Here is a 25,216-nt window from a genome sequence, read left to right as displayed (position 1 = left end):
TTTGGGTAAATTTCTGCTGGATTTGGAAATGGGCTTCGCTGACTAAGGCATGCTAGGATGGTGTTGAGCTACTGGAATGCAAATCACAATGTGTTTGTGAAAGGAGTTATTATGACAAATAAAAATTTGTTTTATAATGTGCAGCACTCCCCGATAGGCGCTTTTGCCAGCTTCACTTTAGGATTTAAGGGAAAGAATGGCGGTCTGGGGCTGGAGCTGGGTAAACCGGCGGATCAGAATGTATACATTGGGTTTCAGTCCATAAACGGGGACGAATATGAAGCATTGCCGTTTTTCGAAGCGGTGGCGGATGCCAGCAACCGATATGATATCGAGAAGCTGGAGGAGACCGGCAATGAAATGGAGCAGGTGTTCCCGGCCTCGCCGAATGGAACAGACCGCGACAAGCCGAGCGGGTGGTATCAAGCCTCCCCGGTTGTTCTGAAAGCGTTTGATGAAACACAAATTACGAGAACATTAGAAGCGGCGACGGATACCTGGCAAGCGGGAGATTTGACGTTCCGTATTTATTCACCTGTCCGCTCTGTGCCAGATCCGGCGAAGGCAAATGCGGAGGAGCTGAAGTCCGCGATCATTCCCGCTGTTTTTGCCGAACTGACATTGGATAACCGTAAGGGTGTGCGTTCAAGAAAAGGCTTTTTCGGATATGAAGGCGGAGATCCATACAGCTCCATGCGCAGACTTGGCGATACAAGCGAAGGGAGGTTTAACGGTATTGGTCAAGGAAGACTGACCTCTATCGCCTGTAAGAATGAGGAGGTTCAAACGGCCCTCGGGTTCACGATGGAGAAAATCCTTGAAGAGAAGCTGGAGCATAATCTGGCCTTTGGACTAGGCGGAACCGGAGCTATCCTGATGGATGTCCCTCCAGGCGAGCAGCGCACCTACCGTTTTGCGGTCTGCTTCTACCGCGGCGGTCTGGTAACGACGGGAATTGATGCGTCCTACGCATACACCCGATTCTTTAATAATATTGATGCCGTAGCGGACTACGCCTTGACCAATATAGATAAGCTTATCGAGTCCTGCGTATCCGCAAGCCACTGGATTGAATCGGCTAAGCTGTCGGAGGATCAGTCCTTTATGCTCGCCCATGCGATTCACAGCTACTACGGCAGCACGCAGTATCTCGATGCCGATGGGAAGGATCTCTGGATCGTCAACGAGGGTGAATACCGGATGATGAATACCCTGGATTTGACCGTGGATCAGCTATTCTTCGAGCTGGCGATGAACCCGTGGACGGTGCGCAATGAACTGGAATTGTTCGTTAACCGTTACAGCTACGAGGATACGGTTGTTTTCCCTGGGGAAACGGAGGAGCATCCGGGAGGAATCACCTTTACCCATGATGTCGGCGTTGCCAATCACTTCTCGCGTCCGCAATACTCCGCTTACGAGAAGGCCGGACTGGATGACTGCTTCTCCTACATGAGCCATGAGGAATTGGTGAACTGGCTGTGTACCGCATTGGTGTATATTGAACAGACCCAAGACCGCGATTTCGTGGAGCGTATGCTGCCAACCCTTCTGGCTTGTTTTGAAAGTATGCTGAACCGTGATCATCCCGATTCCGGCAAGCGCAATGGTCTTATGGGTCTTGACAGTACACGTACCCAGGGCGGGGCAGAAATTAGTACTTATGACAGTCTGGACGCGTCGCTTGGCCAATCCCGCAACAATATTTATATGGCCGGCAAGTGCTGGGCGGCTTATGTGGCGCTGGAGAAATTCTTCAAGCAGGAAGGGTATGCAGAACAAGCTGCCGCCGCCGGGCTGCAGGCTGAGAAATGCGCCAATTCCATTACAGCTCATATGAACAGTGAGGGCTATATTCCGGCCATTATCAACGAGGGGAATCAATCCTGTATTATTCCGGCTATAGAAGGGCTGATCTTCCCGTTGTTCACAGGCTGTGAAGCTGCGCTGGATGCAGGAGGGCGGTTTGCGAATTATCTCCAGGCACTCCGCACCCATTTGACAACGGCTCTGGTTCCGGGAAAATGCCTGTTCGATGACGGCGGCTGGAAGCTGTCCTCCACCAGCAACAACTCATGGCTGAGCAAAATTTACTTATCGCAATTCATCGCCAGGGAAGTCCTGCAGCTACCTTGGGATGAAGCCGGAGCGGCTGCCGATGCGGCCCATGTAAGCTGGCTGCTGCATCCCGAGCTGTCTTACTGGTGCTGGAGCGATCAAATCCTGTCCGGTCTGATCGGCGGCAGCAAATATTATCCGCGGGGAGTAACTGCAATCTTATGGCTGTACGAAGGGACCGGCAACCGGTCACTGCTGAGATAAGACACCCTCAAGGCTGAGGCATAATCAATTATTGTGAAAGATGGAGGAGATTACAGCATGAAAAGCGGTTATGAGGCATGGCTAAGCTATCCCTTGCAGCCGGCTGCGCAAAGAGCCGGGGACCTGCAATGGTGCAAAACGCTATACGTTGCCGAAGAGAATGACACTATTCAGGCGGCGGCGCAGGAATTCAGACGCGGTGTTGCATCTATGCTGGGCATCGAGGTGGTGGCCGGCAGCGCTGGAGCGGCTGGACCCTGTGTTGCCATAGGGACCTTCCAAGGCGGGAATACGCTTGTTGATCAGGTATTTGATGAACAGACGGTCCGTTCTGTAGGACCGGAAGGTTATGCCATACGCACGAGTGCAGCACATCATTGCATTGCTATAGGGGCGGCTTCTCCCGCAGGGGTGCTGTACGGTGTATTCCATCTGCTTCGTCTGATCGGCACAGCTTCAGGCATCGAAGCGCTTGACGAGGCAGTAAATCCGGTTAACAAGCTCCGCATGATCAACCATTGGGATAACTTTGACGGAAGCGTTGAGCGGGGATACGCGGGCAAATCCTTCTTTTATAACAACAACCGGTTTGTGGACAACCTGGAGCGCATCCGTGATTATGCGGTACTGATGTCTTCGGTCGGCATCAATGCCATTGCGATCAACAACGTAAATGTGCATGAGCAGGAAACATTGTTCATTTCACCAGCCTATCTGCCCTATGTTTCAAGAATCGCCGATATTTTCAGAGTTTACGGTATCCGGCTGTTCCTCAGCATCAACTTTGCCAGCCCGCTTCAGACCGGAGAACTGGATACGGCTGATCCGCTGGCTCCTGAAGTGCGTGAATGGTGGCGCGGCAAAGCCGCTGAAATCTATGAAGCGATTCCCGATTTTGGCGGGTTTGTGGTCAAAGCCGATTCGGAGAACCGTCCGGGGCCGTTCACTTATGGACGCGATCATGCGGATGGCGCCAATATGCTGGCCGAAGCGCTTGAGCAGTTCGACGGACTTGTGATCTGGCGCTGCTTCGTCTACAACTGTAAGCAGGATTGGCGTGACCGCAAGACCGACCGGGCCAGAGCGGCCTACGATCATTTCAAGCCGCTGGACGGCAGATTTAAGGACAATGTGATTCTGCAGATCAAGAACGGCCCGATGGACTTCCAGGTCAGAGAGCCTGTATCGCCGCTCTTCGGGGCGCTTCAGCAGACGAATCATCTGATCGAATTTCAGATTGCCCAGGAATATACCGGACAGCAGCGCCATGTCTGTTACCTTGTGCCGCAGTGGAAGGAGGTTATGGAATTCAATACGTATGCCCAAGGAGAGCATGTCCCCGTTAAGCATGTAGTGGACGGCTCGCTCTGGGGGAACCTGCACAGCGGCATGGCTGCCGTCTCCAATGTCGGGGATGACTTGAACTGGACGGGGCACTTGCTGGCCCAGGCCAATCTCTACGGCTATGGACGGCTGGCCTGGAATCCGGAGCTTTCCTCTGAGGCAATCGCGGAGGAATGGGTCCGCCTTACCTTTGGCGGCGATCCCGCGGTGCTGGACACAGTTACCCGGATATTGCTAGATTCCTGGAGCATCTATGAGTCCTACACAGCGCCGCTGGGTGTAGGCTGGATGGTTAATCCTGATCATCACTACGGGCCGAATGTCGATGGTTACGAGTATTCGCCTTGGGGAACCTACCATTTTGCCGACAACCTGGGAATTGGCGTAGACCGGACTGTACGCACCGGAACGGGCTACAGCGCCCAATATATAGGTAAGAACGTCGAACGTTACGAGTCTCTTGCGGATTGTCCCGATGAGCTTCTGCTGTTCTTCCATCATGTTCCGTATACCCATGTGCTTCATTCCGGGTCAACCGTTATTCAGCACATTTACGATACTCATTTCGAAGGTGCGGAGCGTGCGGCTGAGCTGCTAACCTTGTGGACCCGTCTCAACGGGAAACTGGAAGAAGCTCTTTATACCCAGGTAGAGGAGCGGCTTAAGGAGCAGGCAGAGCATGCCAAGGAATGGAGAGACAAGATCAATACTTATTTCTATCGTAAGAGCGGTATTCAAGATAAACAGGAGCGGACAATTTACTGAAGAGGTGACTAGGCATGAGTCAAGGACAACAAGCTCTCTTGAACGAAGAGAAAATTCCTGCCTTCATGAAAACAGAGAGTATGACTGGATTTAGGAAAATTCGGCTTGAGCGGCTTCGGGTTTTCCAGGGCGGGGTGACGGCAAATGAGTAGCATTATGGGCATATCCTTCGGACAGATTATTGACGGCCTGACCGCCGGAATAGCAGCTCCCGACCATACAGTGGATAGGCTGGAGCCGGGAAAGGCAGACTTCGGGGTCAGCGGCATTGTGACTGCATTTTCCGCTTCACAATATGTGGTAGAGCAAGCGATTGATCTGGGGGCGAACCTGATCATCACGCATGAAGGCATCTACTTCAGCCATCAGGAGCAGTGGCCCTGGAGAGCGAACGATCCTGTATTTATGCAGAAGAACAGCCTGATCACTTCTTCGGGCATCGGCATTTACCGGTTCCATGACTATCTGCACCGCTTCAAGCCGGATGGGGTCATAGAAGGGCTGCTCCGGGAACTGGAATGGCTGGATTATGTTACTGAGCATCAGAGTGAAGGCTCGATCGTGACACTTCCGGTGATGGAGGTCGGAGAAATCGCCAGGTACGTGAAAAGAAAGCTGCAAATCCCTTATGTGCGTGTTGCAGGAGAGCTGCCCATGCCATGTGCTCGGGTGGGCATTCTAGTGGGCTACAGGGGAGGCGGAGGAGTAGCGATTCCGTTCTTCCAGGATGCCAATCTGGATCTCATTATCGCCGGGGAGGGACCGGAGTGGGAAACTCCGGAGTATGTGCGGGATGCGGTGCATCAAGGCCGGAGCAAGGCACTGATTATGCTCGGTCATGCCGAGAGTGAGGCTCCCGGGATGAAGTATTTGGCAGAGCAACTGGCGCTCCAGTATCCGGGTCTGCCCGTGCATTTTGTCGCCGAGCGCCCGGTATTTCAGATCGTGTGAATCACGCTATCAATCATTATTCAACTTTCGGAGAAACGGAAGCCGTCTCGATTGGGACGGCAATGCCGTTTCTTCTTAGCGTTCTATGAACTGGAGGCAACCCATGAAGCAGAAGTTTGTGTTCAGCAAGAGCATCGCGTTTAAATGGATGGTATCATACGCGGTAATTATGCTTATACCTCTAATTGTTAGCGCTATCATTTATCTGCAGACTAAACAAATTGTGGAGTATGAAATTCAGCGGGCCAGCGAAGCCATGCTCAAGCAGGTGAAATATATGGTCGACAGTGAGGTGAACCAGGCGGAGAAGCTGGCCATGCAACTGTCAATCAACAGCGATGTCAACAAATTTCTGAATATGTCGCCGCTGACGGAGAAGAAGGAATCCTTTCAAATCTACAAAATCCGCCAGGAGCTGGGAAAATATAAATCGACCAATGAATTTATCAAGGGAATCTATTTGTACTCCGGGAAGCTTGATATGGTGCTTACGGATGAGACCTACACGAATACAGAAACCTTCTATTCCATCAATCGCGCTATGTTTGCCGGCAGCTATCAGGACTGGCTCAGTATTGTAAAGAAAGCCCCGGCCGGTGTACAAAAGCCCATTTCTGCCATAAGATTTGAACGGTCAGGCGATACGGTTTTGTTAATCAAGTCCCTTGCGGAAATAAGCGAACAAAGTGCTTCAAGCAGCTCCTTGCTCATCCCGCTGAACAGTAATGCGGTACAAAAAATGCTGGATAATGTTGACTGGGTGAACAAGGGTGGAGTGTATATTCTGGATCAGGAGAATCATATTTTGTTTCGGAACAACAAGAATACAAGTGCCCCGGTCTTTTCCGGTACGGCTGGTGAGCCCGGTGAGCTTGGTACTTCCTTTTTAACGATTGACGGAGTAGAAAGTATGGTTTCTTACGTCACCTCGGACACTTCCGACTGGAGATATATCAGCGTGTTTCCTTCAAAAGTATTCTGGGAGAAAGCAAGAGAACTCCGCAATATGAATCTGCTGGGGCTTCTGGTCTGCTTCCTCATTGGCGGAGCCGTCATAATTTACTTTGCGCGCAGAAATTATAATCCGGTGCGTGAGCTGGTGAATGTTTTTTCCGGGAAAAGGGAGCACAGACTGGCCCTGGACGAATTCTCCTTCATCCGAGAAAATGCGCTGGCCGCGCTCAAGGAACGCGATGATATGAACAGCAGGCAGCATAAGCAGCTCCGTGTAATTCAGGCCTACTATTTATCCCGTATGCTCAAAGGGCAAGCGGAGGAAGGAGGCTCCGTTCAAGACGTCTCCAAATTGTATCATCTGAACTGGAAGTCTGACAGCTTTGCGGTACTGCTGTTTTTTATCCAGCCCCGTGAGGAGAACAGCCTTTCGGCCGACCTGTCCAATTTCATCGTATCCAATATTATTATGGACAATATCGGCGAGCTTCATTGTCTAAGCTTCACTGATATGGACGGCATGCTGACGGCAATCATCAATATCCATCCGGAGCGTGTGGAATTCTGGAAGGAGGATCTGGAGGAAGCGCTCGCCAAAACGGTGGAATTCATCGAACAGCGCTACCGGCTGCAGGTGGTCATGGCGGGCAGCGGCTGCCAGCTTGGGCTTGCCGGCATGCATCAGGCGTATTTGCAGGCTCTCGATGCCCAGGAATACAGACTTCTTCTGGAGGAGAATGTATCTATCTGGTATGAGGATATTGAGCCGATTGACGAGGATTATTCTTTTTCCATTAATAATGAGCTTGCGTTCATGAACGTGGTGAAGACCGGAGAGCTTGCGAAAGCGACCGAAATGATGGATGAAATTCTGGAATCGCTGTTCAGCAGCCAGTCTTCCATTGAGCTTCTGAAATATTCGATGATTGACCTGGCAAGCTCCATAATGAAATCAGCACCGGCAGCAACCAGACAAGAGCAGCAAGGGGAGAAGTGGCGTCCTTTGAAGCATCTGCTGGCCTGCACTACCAGAGCGGGGTTCCGCACAGAGCTTATGCTGATTCTGGAAACGGCCTGCAGCCGGATTAATGAGAAGAAATCGCTCTTATCAAGTCCCGGCATTGGAGAACAAGTCTCAGCTTATATAGAGCAGAACTATATGGATCTTAATCTGAGTGTGTCCATGATTGGTGCAGAATTCGGAATTAATGCGCAATATGTGTCCCGGCTGTTCAAAGAACAGAGGGGACAGGGATTGTATGATTTTATCAATCAGACCCGCATTTCCAAAGCCAAAATTCTTCTGGGTCAGGGTGTAAGTATTGAAGAAACCTCCATGAAATCCGGCTTCTCCAGCAGCAATGCGTTCATCCGCGTATTCAAGAAGTATGAGGGGCTGACACCTGGGAAATTCAAGAATATTCAATAACCGATATCAATCTTCAATTTGGGACAAGGAAGACCGGGGAAATTCAGGCCTGGCCTTCTTTTCTTTTATTGACGATGGATTCCTCTTATTGATGATTGTTATAGAGGAGAGAATGAATTACATTGTGAGGGCAAGCCTTAAGCATCATCATAAAAAACAAATTGGAGGTCGTTATTTTGAAAAAGTGGTTGCAGAGAAAAGGAATTCATAAGCCCGCCATTCTTCTACTGGGTCTGACTATGCTCGCTGCCGGCTGCAGCAGCAACTCAAGCAACGGCAATAATGAAAGCGCTTCTAGCACCAACGCCAATACCAGTAACAATACCAATGCGGCCAGCTCGGAATTTACCTATCCTATGCCGGGAAATGTTGAGCTTACGTTCATGAACGAGCAGTTAGGCGGAACCCCGGAGACCTTGCCTATTGATGAAGAATATGCAAAACGGACAGGAATCACGATTAAGCATCTCGGCGGAACCCCGATGACTGACCAGAAATTCAGCCTGCTGCTTGCTTCGGGCGAGCTGCCGGATATCTTTTTGAATACGTGGCTCCAATATCCGGGCGGACCGGACAGAGCGGTAGAGCAGGGATATATTCTGAAGCTCAATGATCTGATTGACAAGTATGCGCCTAACCTGAAGAAGACGCTCCAGGATAATCCCGATATCGACAAAATGATCAAAACAGACGATGGCACGTACTACGCCTTTCCGTTCATCCGTTCTGAAGCAGGCCGTGTATACGGAGGCCCGATCATCCGCAAGGATTGGCTTGATGAACTGAAGCTGAATATGCCTGAGACCATTGATGACTGGCATACGGTGCTGAAGGCTTTTAAAGAAAAGAAAAATGCCAGCTCGCCTGTAACCTTCCGGACGATGTTCCTGGGGGAACGGACCGGCGGATTTGCCGGAGCCTTTGGGGTAATGGGCAATTTCTATGTCAACGACGGCAAGGTAGTATACGGCTACATGGAGCCTAAATATAAAGACTATTTGAAAACGATGAGCCAGTGGTACAAGGAAGGCCTGATTGACAAGGATTTCGCTTCTATTGATTCGGCAACTGTAGATAAGAAAATGTCCTCCGGCGACAGTGGCGCAACGATAGGCTGGCAGTTCTACATTGAGAAGTACAATGCGGCCGCGCAGGAGACTGATCCTAAGGCCAATTTTGTTGCAGCGCCTTATCCGTCTGCGGCTAAAGGAACACTGCCGGAGTTCGGCCAGCTCGACAACGCCTATGCAGGCACCAGCTCTGCAGCGATCTCTGCCACTGCCAAAAATCCTGAAGCTGCGGTGCGCTGGCTGGACTACGCTTATTCCAAGGAAGGCAGCATGCTGAATACCTTTGGGATTGAAGGGATCACCTACAAGCTGGAAAATGACAAGCCGGTGTATACCGACCTCGTTGTCAACAACCCGGAAAAGCTGGGCAGCGACCAAGTCATGATGAAGTACTCTCACGGCACCAACTTCCCGATGATTCAGCAGGATAACAATTTGCCGTCCAAATATCCGCAGACTGCAGAAGCCCTTGGAGTGTGGAAAAAAACAAATCATGAAGCCCATCTGCTTCCGCCGATTACACCAACTGCCGAAGAAGCCGATGAGATGAGCAGCATTATGAATGATATCAATGCGCTGGTGAAGGAAGCAGAGCTGAAGATCATTCTGGGCACCGAATCAGCAGATAACTACGATAAATATGTTCAGCAAATGAAAGACCTGGGGATCGAAAGAGTGCTCGAAATCCAGCAGGCCGCCTACGAGCGTTATCTGAAACGTTAAGCTAGCGGCAGCATGGAGCCGTCCTAGAGAGGAAGAAACGGCGGCTCCTGATTTTTGAACAGGGACAAAAGGAGAGGAGAGACACTCATGCTCAAAACAAAGCTCGGGAAAGATCTGCTCCGCAACAAGTGGCTGTATCTAATGATTCTTCCTGTAATTATCTACTATGTTATGTTTCAATATGTGCCTATGTACGGGGCGATTATTGCCTTCAAGCAGTACATCCCGTCGAAGGGAATACTTGGAAGCGACTGGGTGGGACTCAAGCATTTTGAAGAGTTTTTCTCAAGCATTTATTTTTTTCGGGTGATCAAAAACACAATTCTGCTCAGCTTTTTTAATTTGTTATTCGGATTTCCGGCGCCGATTATATTAGCTCTGCTGTTAAACGAGCTGAAAAGCCCTTTGTTCCGGCGGCTTACCCAAACCATCACGTATATGCCCCATTTCATAACACTCGTTGTAGTGGCTGGGATTATCCGCTACTTTACACTGTCAGACGGTCTCTTTAATGATTTGGTGGCTTTTTTTGGCGGTACGCGCACCTCATTTCTTCAGCAGCCCGAGGCATTCCGGCCCATCTATATTATCAGTGAAATCTGGCAGCAAATTGGTTGGGGAACGATCATTTATCTGGCGGCCATCTCGGGGATTGACCAGCAGCAGTATGAAGCGGCCAAAATTGACGGTGCCAGCAAGCTGCAGCAGATCCGCCATATTACGCTGCCAGGCATATTGCCGACCATTATGATCATGCTGATTCTGGCTCTTGGCAACATCATGAATGTCGGGTTCGAGAAGATTATTCTGCTCTACAGCGCCAGTATTTACGAGACAGCCGATGTAATATCGACCTTCGTCTACCGCAAGGGGATTCTGGAGTTCAACTACGGCTACAGTGCGGCTGTTGGCTTGTTTAATTCAGTCATTAACTTTGGAATATTGCTCCTGGCCAATTATTTCAGTAAGCGGACGAGTAAAAATAGCCTTTGGTAAGGAGTTGAATATAATGATAAAAACCTCACTCAGCGAACGCATCTTTGATATTGTTAACAATCTGATTATGGTAGTGCTAATCATTCTGACGTTGTATCCGATGCTCTATATCTTGTTCTCCTCATTAAGTGAGGGGAACAGGCTGATTGCGCATAACGGCATTCTGTTATGGCCCCAAGGCTTTTCCCTGGAAGGGTACAAAGCGGTCTTGAACAACCCGGTCATATTGAATGGATTCAAGAATACCTTCTTCATTCTGATCGTAGGTCTAACCCTGAATATGACGCTGACTTCACTAGGGGCGTATTTTCTCTCACGGGAAGGCCTGCTGCTGCAGAAGCCGATAATGTTCTTTATCGTCTTTACGATGTTTTTTCAGGGCGGACTGGTTCCCTTCTTCCTGATCGTCAAATCCTATGGGTTGCTGGATTCGTTATGGTCGCTAATTCTGCCAACCGCCGTCAGTACGTTTAACCTGATTATTATGCGTACCTATTTCACGTCCATTCCGAAAGAGCTGGAAGAGTCGGCTTTCCTGGATGGGGCGGGCCACTTTACGATTCTGTTCCGCATATTTATCCCTCTGTCCATGCCGGTCGTAGCGGTCCTGATTCTGTACTATGGCGTAAGCCATTGGAATAGCTGGTTCAATGCGATGATCTTCCTGCGGGATCAGGATCTGTTCCCGATTCAATTAGTCGTCAGAAACATTATTCTGGAGAACGACAATGCGAATATGATTGGAACGACAACCTTGATTCAAAGCCGGGATGTCGCAGAAACCTTGAAGTACGCAGCCATCATTGTAACAACGGCGCCTATTTTATGCTTGTATCCTTTCTTGCAGAAATATTTTGTGAAGGGTGTTATGGTAGGGGCTTTGAAGGGGTAGAGGGCAAAACCCTCATTATGCCGGGTTACGGGGACGCTTATGAATGGACGTCCCGCGTACCTGGCATTTTGTCGTTCTGCGAGTTTACCGCGCCTTATTCTTCCGGTCTGCCCGTATCCTTCAGCCGCTCCTGAAAATACTTCCGGTTGAACAGCATGCTCGGATGATCCGGGCATAACGCAAGTGCGCGTTCGTTGCACTCATGGGCTTTTTGAATCTGTCCCAAACGGTCATAGCAGACACAGAGCTGAAGGTAGGGCAGCCAGGTCCAGCTAGCTTGATCGACTAACGCTCCCGACTTCGGGGGATCTCCCAGGCCCGCCGCAGCCTCGAACCAGTAAATGGCTTGATGGAAACGATCCTCTCCCATAAAAATCGCGCCCAAGTCGCAGCAGACCTCTGCTCTTGGAAGGTCTAATGTCATTGAACGGTATAAGGCCCCCAGGCTTTTGTCCCGCTGTTGCAATTGGGTATAACAGTCCGCGAGATTGCGGCACGCGGCAATCTGATCTTCAATCCAGCCGGCCCGGGTGTCCAGAAATCGTTCATACATAATGACAGCCTCCTCCGGCTTGGCATGGTCCCTTAACTCATTGGCATAGTAGTACAGGTCGCGCGGCGGGAATGCCTCTCCCTGTTTCTCGCGCGACCTGTAGATGCGCAGGTTCCGGTCGGTGTGCGCTTTGTTTTTCGCATGTGTGACGGCAATCTCGCTTTGTTCAATATGGCCGCTGACCTCCAGATATTCATGAACTGCCCCGATCCACCGGTATTGCTGAGTGCGCTTGACGAGACGATTTCGTTTCAGACGGGAGGTTGGGAGCCCCTTTTCATCCAGAACCAGGTTGTAATACATCATTACGCTGTCAACCTCCGGGAGCAGCTTTGCCTTTAATGAAATGAAGGCCAGGCGGTCCTCCTCCCGGAATTTATCGTCCGCGTCCAGCCACAGAATATAATCCTTGGTTGCTTTGCTGAATGCGAAATTCCGCGCAGCGGCAAAATCATCATTCCATTCGTAATCGTAAATAAGGTCTGTAAAAGCCCCTGCTGCTTCCTTAGTCCGGTCCGTGGAACCGGTATCGACAATAATTATCTCGTCGGCGATACCCTGCGCAGAGACCAGGCATTGGGGAAGCGCCTCCTCTTCGTCTCTTACAATCATGCATAAGCTGATCGTGATAGGCTTGGCCCCGCGGCTGCCCTGCACGGATTTCATGAAGGCGGCCGCTCCTTCCAAATCAGTTTCGCGGTAAATATGGTAGGCCGGATATCGGGTATCGACATGAAGCGGGATGCCCAGCGCTGCCGAGCGGATGCTGAAATGCCGGTCTTCTCCCCAGAAGGAGAGATTGGGCAGACGGTGAAAACGGACACCTTGTTCCATGGCATCTCGGCTGATCAGCGTACATGCACCTAGCCCGCCAACCTCATAGACACCCGGTGTACGCATTTGTTCAAGAAAAAGTGAGGTCTTTCGGGTGGCCTCCTCGTCATCATGACCGCGGTCTGTTTTCTGATAAAATAAATACTCGTCCATCATCCATACCTGAGGCAGTGGAGCCGTTCCCGGCTGCCAGCGGGTCCAGAAGATATTGGAGATGATCTCTTTCTTCTCACCCAGCAACCGCTGCAGCGTGTTGGGATGAAGCAGCAGGTCGGAGTCCACCAGAAATAGTGCTTCGTAGCTTTCTTTTAACGCATATTCAATGATGGCGTCCTTCATTCTCCCTACTTTTTCCGTCAGCCCGTGTGTCCAATAATGGGTGTTCTCATCCCGCCGGTAGGCCGATTCAGACGGATTGCGCCACAAGGTGACAGGCTGACTGCGCTGAAAGTCCTCCAGCAGCTTCCGCGGCTCTTCCTCCTCGTTGTCATCAACAAACAGAAAATCAACAAGCAATTGTGTCTTGTCCAGCAGGTTTAGCGACTCCAGAAAATAGCGTAAAATATCGGGCTTTTGATTAATTGGGCTGGCGATCAATATTCTCTTGTTCACGGATGAATAGCCATTCCTTTCCGGGCAGAGTGAGGATTCGACAGGCGTATAGCACTGGTCACAAGCTCTCCTCTCAACACACTATTCAAAAGAAATGGGTGGGGTAACCTTATTATTGTAAAAACATATGGGGGATGGGCCTTTTACTAACCTTCCACCTCGAAACGGCATACAATGATTTAAGAACTATCACTTTATAACAAATGGAGGTAAATGTCTGTGTCCCAACCTAATCTACCCAATATTACACCGTCGATTACAATAAGCCGTGATGATGCCGTCAACCTGATCCTCTCCTCCATCGCCATGGAAGAACTCGGTTTAAGCCATATTTTAAATGCGGAAGGCGAGAAGCTGCAGTATGTGCTTGGAACGATTCCCGGGGTTACAGGGCCGAATCCTACAATTAGTGAATTGCTGGAGGTCAACGAGAGCATCCGCTCCACAATGGACAGCGCCACACGTAATCAAATGTTTCTCCAATCCAAATTGGAGAGTGCTCTGCAGAGTCCTACATTGCTGGGGCCAACCGGCCCGACCGGGCCGACCGGACCTGCGGGGGGGCCTGCCGGCCCGACTGGTGCGACCGGTGCTACAGGTGCGGCCGGAGCTGGCCTCGGCGGGCTGGTAACCTTCAATCCGCTGCTTGCTCCCGGCTATCCGCTCAACCAGGTCGTATATTATAACGGCAGCACCTACATGGTCATATCGACACCTCCCACCGGCACGCCGAATACTTCGCCGTCCTACACGCTGTTGGCGGAAAGAGGAGCCACAGGCACGAGTGGTGCAGCCGGAACCACGGGAGCTACCGGGGTTACCGGTGCAACGGGTGCAACGGGACCTACAGGGGCTACCGGTGTGGGCTTAACGGGAATCGTTACCTACAACGTCGCCGTTGCTCCCACTTACCCTGTTGGTCAAATTGTTTCATACGACGGCAGCACCTATATGGTTAATAACGCGCCACCGGTTGGGCTTCCCGGCGTTTCTGCCGACTATACCCCGATTGCGGTAAGAGGGGCAACCGGGGCAACAGGGGCTACCGGAGCTACAGGAGCCACGGGTACCGTGGGCGGGACTGGTCCAACCGGAGCTACCGGCCTGCAAGGCCCAACAGGAAGTACCGGGGCGACTGGCACAAGTGTAACGGGCAACTTTGCTTTTGCCCAGAATGCTACAGGCACCATTGCTGTGCTGCTTGGAACTGGACTTATAGCAATGCCTGACAACCAAAATATACCGGCAGGCATAACAGTAAACGCAGGCAATGATACTTTTACAATCGCAAACGCGGGGAATTACTATATCAATTATAGAATCAATATGACCGCCTCTCTGCTTACTTCATCCCGCATTCTGCTTAATGGCACAGCGGTTCCGTCCACGGCCACAGCTTCTCTGACTACTACCATTCTCCAAGCGCAGACCATCATCTCCGTAACTGCCGGGGCGACCATTCAGCTTCAGATCAGTTCGACGGTTTCAATCGGCCTGCAGGCACCGGGCGCCAGCCTTAGTATCATTCGGCTAACCTGATCTGATCTCAAAGTGAAAGGCTGTACACTGACTCCCTAAATGAGAGTCTTAATGTACAGCCTTCACTTGATTTCAGTTCTAATGCCGCCCAAACACACCGTTTCGGATGAAAGGGGGAGAAGCTGGGCGCTTCTGTTCGTCAGCGGCTCTTGCGGAGCCGTTAATAAGGCATTCCAACTGAAACAGTGCTTCTCTCACCCTGAATCGCTGATCTTCGTATTGGATCAGGGACGGCATAATGGCGCGTTTCAGCCGGGACGACCATTCCTGCATCAGCCCATCGCTATAGACGGTGTCTTCCTTGCGGCGATGGTGATTTGCCCAAGCTGCTCCGGCAAGAAGCTCAGGCAAGGCACAAATTAAACCAGTGTGCTGAGCTGCCCGCAGCGCCGAACCCCATCCGCTCACTTCCCGAACTTCCCATTCGATAAACTTCACAATGGCATTGATCAGCTTCACTGCCGAATGAGAAAACTGGGGACAACCCGTGCGGTTGAGCGAAGGGGAATCGGGAGCCTGCTTCGACCACTCCATTGTTTCGTTCTCCCATTGCTCCAGCCGTGCCATATCATACATCCTTCTCCGCAGCATCCGGCGGATCACCGCAATGGAATCTATAAAGAAGAGCATTGAATTCAAAAATTCACCGATATCCTCTCTGGCTGGCCGGGTTTCGCCCAAATGAGGATTAAGAATGAAACAGCAGATCTGATCGGCTTTAGCTGCCAATAGAGCGTCAAGTGCCTCCTCTGCCTGAAGCACGGCTTCACTCATGCAGGAGAATGCCTGATCCGCTCTCATTTTCAGCCCTGTCTCAGCATTGGCATTCTTCCGTTCGGCCATGACCTTCCTCCTTCTCATCGGCGTTACTCCTCGCAATCCTCATCACAGTCAGTCCTGGACTGCTCCAGCTTCAGGATATCGCTGAATTTGAATTGCAGCAGAATTTGATTGGCCACGATCCCCCGCAAAATTCGTTCCACACTGTCGTTTATGCGCAGCACTTCCTCCGTAGTAGGGCAGCTCTGGCCGAGTATGAATTGAATTTTCTCTGCTTCGGCATTGAGAATATGAGAAAAGCTGATCTCCTCCATGGCAATAGAAGTCAACAGCAGATGAATAACATCCTGACGCTTCAGAATAATATCCGGTTTGATATCTGGAATACTCGGCATGGACACGTTTGGGATCACCTGATTTCTGAGGGTAGTTTAGCATTCGTCATGTCTTATCTTATGTGCCTGCGCCCAAAGTGTTCACAGCATTATGGCTGCATGCATATTATTAAGCCATATACATTCATTCCTGACTTAGAGGTGCCGTATCATGATGAAAGCTTCGCTGTCCTTGTGTATGATTGTGAAAAATGAAGCCGCCAGCCTCAAGCGTTGTCTTGAAAGCGCCGCCCCTTATGTGGATGAAATGATCATCGTCGATACAGGCTCTACTGACGGGACGCTCGATGTCGCGAGAATGTTTACAACCTCCGTCATATCCTGTCCGTGGAACGGAAGCTTCTCAGAGGCCCGCAATCAAGGGGTAGCCTTGGCTACCGGAGACTGGATTCTGTGGCTGGATGCCGACGAAGTACTGGAGTGTGACCAGGACCCGCGGCTTCTGAAAGAATTAACCGGCGGCCATGAGCTGCTGCTCTCCGTGAGAACCATCCATTATACAGGAAAAGAAGCGAATCCGGCTGAAGCCTATCAGCTTGCCCAGACCCGGCTGTTCCGTAATCATTCAGGGTTCAAATTTATATACAGCATTCATGAGATGCTTAATGCCGAAGAAATTATGGAGAGAAGCGGAAGGCTGATTTTGCCGCCAATTGTGCCGGTAAGTATTCATCATTACGGTTATATGGATAACGCAAGGAAAAATAAGGCGGGGCGCAATCTGCGGATGCTGGAGCAGGCGTATGCTTCAGAGGAGAAGCATCCCTGGTTGGAGTACCATTTGGCGAACGAATATTATTACAATGGAGAATATGACCAGGCTGTTAAGCAGGTGAATCAGTCAATTGTCCGATTTCTGCTGAGGGGACAAATTCCTCCCTCCATGTTATATCAGTTGAAATATGCCTCCGTGCTGGCTCTCGGCAATGAACAGGAGTTCCGTGCGTCGATAGACAAAGCCATCTTACTGTATCCCGATTATGTGGATTTGCATTTTTATAAAGGTGTGATTCTATATCGGAACGGCGACTTCGAAGAGGCGCTTGCCACCTTCAAGCATTGTCTTACGCTAGGCGACGATAACCTCAATCATCTTACCGAGTATGGACTGGGCAGTGTACAGGCTATGCAGTATATCAGGCTGTGCAAGGAGAAGCTGAACGAACTCTAGCCGGTAAGAACTGGGCTGTGGCAAACTTTACTGTGCCCAATTTCCACATTATAGTATAGTGAATTTTATGCAGTCAGCAAATACATAGAGTGATTTTGCGTAAGTCACTGGAAGACATGGGGTGTAATCGCTTGTTAAAAGCTTTGGCGAGTACTCTGACTATACTTATGTTATTAACGGGTTGCTTCAATAATGGAAATCTCCCGGCTGCCGGGAATGAAGCGGCTGCTGTTCTTAACGACACACAGGCCGAACAAGTAGAGCCAACAGAACAGATTAAAAAGATAGAACCAGCAGAAGAGACAGAAGCGCCGGCGGTGCGGCAGGAAATCAACATCAAAAGTGTGCTCTGCGGACGGCCTACCGGTCAATTGACGGTTCATGACCTGAAGCTAAAATATGAGCAGGAATCTACGGAAGTGCTGATGTCGCTGTACAATGTCAAACAGAATGAGAGCTTTACCTTCAGCTTCAAAGCGGATATGTCGGGAATACCCGCAGAAGATATCATCTCAGTACATACCGACCGGAAGGCGCTGACACATAGCCAGATTAAGGCGAATATCTATTTCCAGGATTCCGGAAGCACGGTGGTGGTGGAGCCATTCTTAGAACTCTTAGATCGGGATGGCGTATTTGATTCGATTTGGGGAAACGCATCTGCTTATTACATCCGTGTGAATTATGATTTGGAATCTCAGACTCCGCTAAAGCTGGCTAAGCCGGTCATTACTCCGTTTACAGTGAAATCGCAAGTCCCTGCCCCGGAACTGGATTATGTAATTGATGGATCAGGCAGCCTCAAATTGACCTGGAAACCGGTTAAGGGAGCCGACGGCTATAAAATCTATAGCGTTTATTCTGAGAGCATGCATAGCAAAATTAATGGGGCGGAAGAGGGCTATGAAGATGTTTTTCCTAGCCCGCAAGCTACTGTACAGACTACGGAATATGACCTTACTCATTCAAGTAATCAGAGACTGGATTCTCTCCAGAATCTCCTGAATCCTTTTGGTTATTATGTAACGGCTTATAAAGGAGATCAGGAATCCAATTTCGGCAATATGATCAGTATCGCGGAGCTGGCTGATAGGCTGCCTCTTGCTTTGGCAGATCCATATGGCAGCTACGATAAGCTGTCTGAACTGCCCAAGAAGATGTCCGTTCAATTTCTGGATGAGTCGGTAGCGGACCGGGATGTAATCTATAATATGGACAAGAACAAGATCATTAATGACAGCAAGGTAGAATACCGGATAAAAGGCACGGAGCTTAAGGGAAGCTTTTTGATTTTTGAGGTGACGGAAGCTGAATATAAGGCGTTCGTGACATCTCATTCCAGGAAAGACCCAAATACAGGAATGGCCAAGCCACAGAGCTCCAGGACATGGGTCGCCCCTCCAGAGGTCCCGACCATTATTGGCGGAGGCAAGGCGGGCGGTTCTTCAGGCGCGGGACTTGATCTGGTCAGCCGGCAAAGACTAAATACGAAGCAGCAGGCAGCAGAAGGTGACGAACAGCTTGTTCCTGAGCCGGAGATTCTAAGGAAAATCGGGCTGAATGTGAATTCGGCGGCAGAAGAGTACTTGGCCCGGAATATGGTGGAAGGCAAGAAGGAGTTTTCGCTATTGGCTTTTCCTGAACTGCAAAGCAAGGAGGTTCTGGTGGATTACTTAACCAAAGTGATCTATCAGAATCCGCAGATTCTCGGTGTGGCTACATACTATTACGATTATAATTCAGTCACCCTGCATCTCGAATATAATGATTCCAGCCATGAGCTCAAACGCAAGCAGAAGGAAATTTCGGCTGAAGCACAGCGTATTGTCCAGGCCATCATTCATAACGGAATGAGCGCCGCACAAAAAAACATGGCGATCTATGCATATTTAAAGGATAAGACCCTCTATGATGATGCCGCATCGGCAGCCGCCCAGGACAGCAAAGGGCCGTTCGATGCCGAAATAAATGACGCGTTTACTACCTACGGTATTATGGTCAAGAAAAAGGGAGTATGTATGAGTTACGCATCATCATATAAAATGCTCGCCGATCTGGCCGGACTTGAGACGATTGTGGTAACTGGAACGCTGGAAGGAACACCGCACGCCTGGATTAAGGTCAAAATCGGTTCAGAATGGCTCAATATTGATCCTACCAACGGCTTGACCAACACGGGAATTCCTTATTTGCTTTATAATGCCAATGATGACACTGCGGCCGGGCTGGAATACGTTCAGGATGACATGTTCTGGCTGGATAAAGAGCTGGGCTCATTTGAGGGAGTAACCGAAACCTATGACTATTATGTCAAAAACGGGCTGGAGGTCCATTCTGCCGCAGACTTCACAACCAAGCTGCAAAAGCTGCTGAAGCGGAACGAACCGGTAATTTCAGTTCGGGTCAAACCGGAGATAAACGAAGCGGAACTGAAACAGCTTACCGCACACATTCTGGGGAGCAGCTCAGGCACTGCCAATTATGGCTATGGGTACAATAACTATTTCGTTATCTGGCGCGCTCCTTAGTTGAAGATAAAAGAATGGAGTTCATTATATACGAAAACATACAACATCGTTGCAAACTACAATAGGGTGTCGCCGGGAACGGCGGCATCCTTTGTTTTTTTATACAGTAAAAAGGAATAATTATAGAGAATTCAGAGAATTTCTATATGACACTCAATGTTATATAAGCTATAATGAGGTCTAAAAAAGAAAACGGGGCGTGTTAAGAAAATGAATCAAACTAAAGGTGAAAAAAGCCTGCTCGCGGAGAAGAAGGAGCGTTTTTCCTCCAGCGGCTTTATTTTTGCGGCCATCGGCAGCTCTGTTGGTTTGGGAAATATGTGGAAGTTCCCTTACATTACAGGGGAAAATGGCGGTGCGGCTTTCTTCCTGCTCTTCATCGTCTGTCTGACCCTGATCGGCTTGCCGGTGCTATTGGCCGAGCTGGCGATTGGACGCAGCGGACGCGGAAGCGCGGCGACTTCGTTCATACGTGCCGGAGGTGGAAAAGGCTGGAAGGCAGCGGGAATACTGCAAGTAGTCGCGCCTTTTCTAATCCTCTCCTTTTATGTTATTGTTGCAGGCTGGACGCTAAATTACGCGATGATTGCCTTCAATGGCCAATTGTTCAGTTCAAGTGACTATGCAGGTGAATTTGGCTCCTTTATCTCAGGGGGGATGCCGATTGTCTGGCAGGGCGTAGCTATGCTGATTACGGCGGGCGTAGTCATTCTTGGGGTATCGGGCGGGATTGAGAAATTCAACAAAGTGTTGATACCCGGCCTGGTCGTTCTCCTCATTGTGCTCATGATTCGCGCGGTAACCTTGCCTGGTGCAAACGAAGGTGTCTCCTTCTTCCTCAAACCGGACTTCTCGGTGCTGACGGCGGAATCTGCGCTGGTCGCCTTGGGACATGCCTTTTTCTCGTTGTCGCTCGGGATGGGGATTCTGCTGACTTACGGCTCTTACGTGGATAAAAATCAGTCGCTGGGTACCGCCGCATTAGCGATTGGCGCCGGAGATTTGCTCTATGCGTTTATTGCCGGATTGATTATCTTCCCGACAACGTTCTCGTTTGGCATTGCCCCGGATCAGGGGCCTTCGCTAATTTTTGTCGCTCTGCCTGCGGCTTTCTCGGCTATGCCCTTCGGCGGGTTCTTCGGCGGTCTGTTCTTCATCCTGTTGGCGATTGCTGCCTTGACCTCAGCCGTATCCCTGCTTGAAGTGCCTGTATCCTTCGCGATGGAGCGCTGGAACTGGAGCCGTCAACGTTCGGTCTGGATCTTGTCTCTGGTCTGTTTCCTGCTCGGTGTTCCTTCCGCGATGTCGCTGGGAATGTTCCCTGAGCTTTCGTTTGGCGGCAAAGCCCTATTCGACTGGATGGATTTCATCACCTCCAACATTATGCTGCCGTTTGGCGGTCTGCTGATTACCATTTTCGCCGGATACTTCTGGAAGGGGGCAGCAGAAGCGGCTGGGCTGCAAGCTCGGTGGTTCCGCATCTGGTTGTTCATGCTCCGGTATGTCGCACCGATCCTGGTTTTCTTGGTACTGCTCCATACTTCGGGAATTCTTAAATTCTAGTTCAACAGCCATTCATCTGCAAAATGGACAATCAAGCTCTACAACCCTTGTGGCTGTAGAGTTTTTTTATTTTGAATAAAATATCTTGAATAATCAATATAGTATTTACCTCGCATTTATAGGTCTTGGAACGGCAAGGCAGAAGAAGGGTGACGGGAACTTGGTTAACGTATCAAGTAGAGGCCTGATCCGATCTGGTTACGGCCGCAGGCTTGCATAACGTACAATACGAATTATAACTACAAGCCCCCTTCAGGGGGTGGAAAAGAGACTGCCCTTCCGGCTTCTGATGAGAAGCGTAAGGGCAGTTTCTTTTCCCGGGTTAATCCCGTGCTCAAACCGAGGTCCAGCCTCCGTCCACATACAGTGTCTGGCCTGTTGTGTAGCTGGAAGCGTCCGAGGCAAAATAGATGGCGGCGCCATTCAATTCATCCGGATTGCCGGGCCGGCCGGCGGGACATTGCGCATTGTACAACTTGAGAAAGCTATCCTGATATAGAGCGCCTTCCGTCATTCCCGTGCGGAACAGGCTGGGACCGATAGCGTTAACCGTTATGCCATACGGAGCGAGTGAAGCCCCCATGCCTCTGGTCAAACTCACAACCGCGCCTTTGGAGGCATTGTAGGCATGGAGCGGCTCCGACTTGCTCCCGATCATGCCGCAGATGGAGGCCATATTGATAATTCTGCCGTAGCTTCTGTCTTTCATGTGCTTAATGACATGCTTTGACATGAGAAATATGCTCTTTAGGTTGGTATCAATCACCCGGTCCCATTCTCTTTCCTCCAGCGCCTCCACTGAACCGGCGGAGGCGACTCCTGCATTGTTCACCAGAATATCGACCTTGCCCCAGTGCTGGAGAATGGTTGCGACTGCAACCTCAATCTCTCCCTCACGGGTCACGTCACATTTCAGTGACAGAGCGCGGCGGCCTACGGATTCGATCTCCCTGGCGGGTGTTCTCAGCTCGTCCAATCTTAGATCCAGAAGGGCCAAATCCGCACCTTGCGCGGCGAACGCCTTGGCCAATTCTGCTCCGATTCCCCCAGATGCGCCGGTCACAACTGCCACCTTGCCGCTTAAATCAAACAGATCATTCATTATAGCCCTCCGTCTGCTCCCACCAGTCCCAGCGCAAATAGGAATACGGCAGGAAACTCACAGGATTCACTTTGGACAGTACACTGCCCCGCAGCAGTACGGTATTGCTGACTGTATAGATGCCGCCCAGCAGCTTGACCACCTCCAGTTCCGCCCAGGGGTCGTGCGGGGAGTCCGACAGAGTGATTTCAACCTCGGCAGCCGTCAGCACACTGACATCCATTGAGGTGTTTTGCTGAATCAGGAGCGGTGGCAGATCGAACCCGTTGCCGTCTGCAGATTTGGAATATTTAATATTGAAGACAGGCAGGCCGTTCCCATAATGCTCGTTGAGTATGGCCTGTCCGTCTTCCGCATTCATCCTTCCGCTTAATGTCGCATTGACCCGGAAAAATTCGATGCCCCGGCGGGAGACGCTGCCTTTGACCTGCTGATCCACTTTACTGAGACTGATGTCAGCCATCTTCTTGGGGAAACCGTAAAGCTCGCGGCCAAGCCCCATTGCGATATCATCGTTGATCGGCATAGACAGACAATAGCTTCCAAGCTGTCCGTTATACTCCGCGAGCACGAATATGGCGGCTTCACGGTAAGGGTCACAGAAGCTGGTGCGGGGATAGTCGGCTACGAAGGCTTGGACCAAAGGCTTTGGTCCTGGACCCAGCGGGGAGGGCAGAATCCGCCGGATAATCTCAGGGGAGGTCTCCCAGTAAACGGTAAGTGTCTCGGCATTATAGAACGTCGTAGGTATTGTGGTTCTTTTTACAATTTCGTCTACATCTTTGATAAAGCTGCTCATCTTTAATTCCTCCTCCTAATCACTGTCAGCTTCAATGTAACATAGCCCTATCAATGTTTATATATATGGAAAATATAAAAATAATTGGAATCTATGTGCGTGGCGCACTATAATTAATAAAGGGTGAGAGAGATGAGTATTAGCTTTGAACAACTGGCCGGACATTTTGGCAACAGAGCGGTCCACGTTCACCATAACAGCAAATTAAAGGCGGATTATATTGATGCAAAACTGATTACGAAGAGCCAAACCTGCTTCGCGCCCGAGTTTATCTATGTAGGCAAAAGCTCCATGCTGCCGGGCGATGCGGGGAATATAGAGAATGCCAGCTTCATGCTGATCAATGACGCAGTGCTGCCAGTTCGGGAGTATGCGGCGAGCAGTCCGAATAGGATTGAGTTTCAAGCGGGTGAGGATCTCTTCGAAATCTACAACCAGACCAGGGAGCTGTTCTTAGAGAATTTCGAAACGGAGCAGGCGAAGGCAGAACTGCTTAAAGCGTTTGTCGCCGGAAAAGGGATGGACCATATCGTATCAGTGGCGGCAGAGCTTTTGGGTAATCCAGTGATAATTATTGATTTAAGCTATAAAGTTCTGGCCTATTCGGACAGCGCAGAGATAACCGATCCGATCTGGAGAGATAATCTGCAGAAGGGCTACTGCTCTTATGATTTTATTGCCACTGTCAAAAAGATGAAAAGCGTACAAAACGGTGTAAAGTCTGTGGAGCCATATGAAGTGATCTGTAGTGGCAGTGCTGCCGTGAAGGTGGTGGCGAAGGTTAAAATCGGGAACAAGCTTGTCGGCAATGTTATTCTGCTGGGCTGCAGACGGGTTATCCATCCAAGGGATCATGACCTAGCCGCTTTTGTCAGCGAGATGGTGGCGGCAGAGCTGCAGAAGATCAGCTTTTACCGGAATTCTACTCATGCCGTGTATGAAGAAATGATCTACGATCTGCTGGAGAATGACCCCGGCGGCAAAGAGCTTACTGAGGAGAGACTCCGAAGCTGTAATATCAAGCTGAATGGCAAGCTGTCCGTGCTGGTGCTGGATATAACGCGGTATGATGCTACTGACAAATACAACGGGTATTTACGGGATCGGATCAGCACGTTTTTTAAGGCGGAACGCCTGATTTTTTATAATGAGCACATTGTCATAGTCAGAGACCGGGAGCTTAGGGGAGCAGCGAGAATGGAGTTCAGCTCCGATATGCACGAATTTCTAACCTCCAATCAGATCCGCCTGGGAATCAGCAGTGAATTCACCGATATTGCCGATTGCCGCAAATATTATCTGCAGGCGGTTAAAGCGCTTGAGATTGGTCTAATCACAATGCCCGCCGATCCGGTGGTCTTGTACCCCGATGTGCAGATGTATGACATGCTGTCTTTTTATACACAGAGTGACTACCGGGACGTATGCCATCCGGCGCTGCTTACATTGCGGGAGTATGATATGAAGCACCACACTGACCTTTATCACACGCTTTTTATCTATCTGAAGAACAACCGGCAGTTGCAAAAGACTGCGGCCCGGATGTTCATCCACCGCAACACCCTGCGGTACCGGCTGCAACAGATCAGTGAGTTGACTCATGCCGATTTAGACAATATTGATAACGTTCTCCGATTATATATGTCCTATAAAATGACCGCATACCTTGATAAAGTGAGAGAAGCTGGAGGAGGGACAAACAGATAGATTTCGTTTATTAATATTGACATCTCATCGGGAAGAAGCTTCAGGGTACAGAAGATGTCAGAGCCCGTACCCATTTCTCCCGTACAGGCACTTCTAGGCATTCACCCACATACAATAAAAGGACCATGAACCCGTAGTGCTCCTAACTGACCGGTTTCATTGTACATGTGCGGGAGGTGTCGCCAAG

General features: G+C 50.1%; 17 protein-coding genes. 12 read left to right on the top strand and 5 right to left on the bottom strand.

The genetic code is table 11. The annotated features are described in order from the left end of the window. Positions 1-111: 111 nt before the first annotated feature. The 7 genes from B212_RS0119570 to B212_RS0119535 all read left to right on the top strand — a co-directional run bounded on the left by B212_RS0119570 (position 112) and on the right by B212_RS0119535 (position 11,446). On the top strand, positions 112-2,322 hold the full coding sequence (locus tag B212_RS0119570) for a glycoside hydrolase family 52 protein (RefSeq protein ID WP_028530934.1): 2,211 nt from the start codon (positions 112-114) through the stop codon (positions 2,320-2,322). A gap of 57 nt (positions 2,323-2,379) precedes the next feature. After that, entirely contained in the window at positions 2,380-4,431 is a 2,052-nt protein-coding gene (locus B212_RS0119565; RefSeq protein ID WP_019912708.1) for an alpha-glucuronidase family glycosyl hydrolase, read from the top strand. A 156-nt stretch (positions 4,432-4,587) separates the two neighbouring features. Beyond that, positions 4,588-5,382, top strand: coding sequence for a Nif3-like dinuclear metal center hexameric protein (locus B212_RS0119555; RefSeq protein WP_028530933.1), 795 nt, complete (start codon positions 4,588-4,590; stop codon positions 5,380-5,382). A gap of 103 nt (positions 5,383-5,485) precedes the next feature. Beyond that, a complete protein-coding gene (locus B212_RS0119550; protein ID WP_019912705.1) occupies positions 5,486-7,765 on the top strand; it encodes an AraC family transcriptional regulator in 2,280 nt (759 codons plus the stop codon). 176 nt (positions 7,766-7,941) lie between these two features. Beyond that, positions 7,942-9,558 (top strand): extracellular solute-binding protein, encoded by a 1,617-nt coding sequence (locus tag B212_RS0119545; protein ID WP_019912704.1) that lies wholly within the window; start codon positions 7,942-7,944, stop codon positions 9,556-9,558. An 87-nt stretch (positions 9,559-9,645) separates the two neighbouring features. Then, complete coding sequence (locus tag B212_RS0119540; protein WP_019912703.1) at positions 9,646-10,554, top strand: ABC transporter permease; 909 nt, start codon at positions 9,646-9,648, stop codon at positions 10,552-10,554. 13 nt (positions 10,555-10,567) lie between these two features. Next, positions 10,568-11,446 (top strand): carbohydrate ABC transporter permease, encoded by an 879-nt coding sequence (locus B212_RS0119535; RefSeq protein WP_019912702.1) that lies wholly within the window; start codon positions 10,568-10,570, stop codon positions 11,444-11,446. Between the two features lie 94 nt (positions 11,447-11,540). Here B212_RS0119535 and B212_RS31960 read toward each other — a convergent pair whose 3' ends face one another. Further along, on the bottom strand, positions 11,541-13,445 hold the full coding sequence (locus tag B212_RS31960) for a glycosyltransferase (RefSeq protein ID WP_051128182.1): 1,905 nt from the start codon (positions 13,443-13,445) through the stop codon (positions 11,541-11,543). A gap of 219 nt (positions 13,446-13,664) precedes the next feature. On the opposite strand from B212_RS31960, the gene B212_RS34615 reads away from it, so the two are divergent. Then, positions 13,665-14,984: a BclA C-terminal domain-containing protein gene (locus B212_RS34615; protein WP_019912700.1), complete on the top strand. Its 1,320-nt coding sequence runs from the start codon at positions 13,665-13,667 to the stop codon at positions 14,982-14,984. Between the two features lie 78 nt (positions 14,985-15,062). Here B212_RS34615 and B212_RS0119515 read toward each other — a convergent pair whose 3' ends face one another. Together B212_RS0119515 and B212_RS0119510 are read right to left on the bottom strand one after the other, a co-directional pair. Further along, on the bottom strand, positions 15,063-15,827 hold the full coding sequence (locus B212_RS0119515; RefSeq protein ID WP_019912699.1) for a hypothetical protein: 765 nt from the start codon (positions 15,825-15,827) through the stop codon (positions 15,063-15,065). 23 nt (positions 15,828-15,850) lie between these two features. Continuing rightward, positions 15,851-16,159 carry a hypothetical protein gene (locus B212_RS0119510; protein WP_232231565.1) on the bottom strand — a complete coding sequence of 103 codons (309 nt, stop codon included), beginning with the start codon at positions 16,157-16,159 and terminating at the stop codon, positions 15,851-15,853. 151 nt (positions 16,160-16,310) lie between these two features. On the opposite strand from B212_RS0119510, the gene B212_RS31950 reads away from it, so the two are divergent. From B212_RS31950 to B212_RS0119495, 3 genes are all read left to right on the top strand, one after another. Then, entirely contained in the window at positions 16,311-17,330 is a 1,020-nt protein-coding gene (locus B212_RS31950) for a glycosyltransferase family 2 protein (RefSeq protein WP_019912697.1), read from the top strand. A 131-nt stretch (positions 17,331-17,461) separates the two neighbouring features. Further along, positions 17,462-19,858: a transglutaminase domain-containing protein gene (locus tag B212_RS0119500; RefSeq protein WP_198015875.1), complete on the top strand. Its 2,397-nt coding sequence runs from the start codon at positions 17,462-17,464 to the stop codon at positions 19,856-19,858. A gap of 210 nt (positions 19,859-20,068) precedes the next feature. Next, on the top strand, positions 20,069-21,421 hold the full coding sequence (locus B212_RS0119495; protein WP_019912695.1) for a sodium-dependent transporter: 1,353 nt from the start codon (positions 20,069-20,071) through the stop codon (positions 21,419-21,421). A gap of 334 nt (positions 21,422-21,755) precedes the next feature. Here B212_RS0119495 and B212_RS0119490 read toward each other — a convergent pair whose 3' ends face one another. Together B212_RS0119490 and B212_RS31945 are read right to left on the bottom strand one after the other, a co-directional pair. Beyond that, positions 21,756-22,523, bottom strand: coding sequence for an SDR family NAD(P)-dependent oxidoreductase (locus tag B212_RS0119490; RefSeq protein ID WP_019912693.1), 768 nt, complete (start codon positions 22,521-22,523; stop codon positions 21,756-21,758). Then, positions 22,516-23,322: an acetoacetate decarboxylase family protein gene (locus tag B212_RS31945; RefSeq protein WP_019912691.1), complete on the bottom strand. Its 807-nt coding sequence runs from the start codon at positions 23,320-23,322 to the stop codon at positions 22,516-22,518. Before B212_RS31945 ends, B212_RS0119490 begins: the two co-directional genes overlap by 8 nt. 132 nt (positions 23,323-23,454) lie before the next feature. Between B212_RS31945 and B212_RS0119480 the strand changes: the two genes are divergently transcribed. Further along, positions 23,455-25,029, top strand: coding sequence for a PucR family transcriptional regulator (locus B212_RS0119480; protein ID WP_019912690.1), 1,575 nt, complete (start codon positions 23,455-23,457; stop codon positions 25,027-25,029). The last annotated feature ends 187 nt before the right edge of the window (positions 25,030-25,216 follow it).

The organism is Paenibacillus sp. HW567 (genome assembly GCF_000374185.1).
In the GTDB taxonomy this organism is placed as follows: Bacteria; Bacillota; Bacilli; order Paenibacillales; family Paenibacillaceae; genus Paenibacillus_AQ.
The sequence above is the reverse complement of the archived record's forward strand: the minus strand, read 5'-3'. Positions and strand labels throughout refer to the sequence as shown.

Bases quoted from the DNA above. Each gene is read 5' to 3' on its own strand.
- B212_RS0119570 (WP_028530934.1), top strand. From the start codon at position 112: ATGACAAATAAAAATTTGTTTTATAATGTGCAGCACTCCCCGATAGGC.
- B212_RS0119565 (WP_019912708.1), top strand. From the start codon at position 2,380: ATGAAAAGCGGTTATGAGGCATGGCTAAGCTATCCCTTGCAGCCGGCT.
- B212_RS0119555 (WP_028530933.1), top strand. From the start codon at position 4,588: ATGGGCATATCCTTCGGACAGATTATTGACGGCCTGACCGCCGGAATA.
- B212_RS0119550 (WP_019912705.1), top strand. From the start codon at position 5,486: ATGAAGCAGAAGTTTGTGTTCAGCAAGAGCATCGCGTTTAAATGGATG.
- B212_RS0119540 (WP_019912703.1), top strand. From the start codon at position 9,646: ATGCTCAAAACAAAGCTCGGGAAAGATCTGCTCCGCAACAAGTGGCTG.
- B212_RS0119535 (WP_019912702.1), top strand. From the start codon at position 10,568: ATGATAAAAACCTCACTCAGCGAACGCATCTTTGATATTGTTAACAAT.
- B212_RS0119515 (WP_019912699.1), bottom strand. From the start codon at position 15,827: ATGGCCGAACGGAAGAATGCCAATGCTGAGACAGGGCTGAAAATGAGA.
- B212_RS0119510 (WP_232231565.1), bottom strand. From the start codon at position 16,159: ATGCCGAGTATTCCAGATATCAAACCGGATATTATTCTGAAGCGTCAG.
- B212_RS31950 (WP_019912697.1), top strand. From the start codon at position 16,311: ATGATGAAAGCTTCGCTGTCCTTGTGTATGATTGTGAAAAATGAAGCC.
- B212_RS0119495 (WP_019912695.1), top strand. From the start codon at position 20,069: ATGAATCAAACTAAAGGTGAAAAAAGCCTGCTCGCGGAGAAGAAGGAG.
- B212_RS0119490 (WP_019912693.1), bottom strand. From the start codon at position 22,523: ATGAATGATCTGTTTGATTTAAGCGGCAAGGTGGCAGTTGTGACCGGC.
- B212_RS31945 (WP_019912691.1), bottom strand. From the start codon at position 23,322: ATGAGCAGCTTTATCAAAGATGTAGACGAAATTGTAAAAAGAACCACA.
- B212_RS0119480 (WP_019912690.1), top strand. From the start codon at position 23,455: ATGAGTATTAGCTTTGAACAACTGGCCGGACATTTTGGCAACAGAGCG.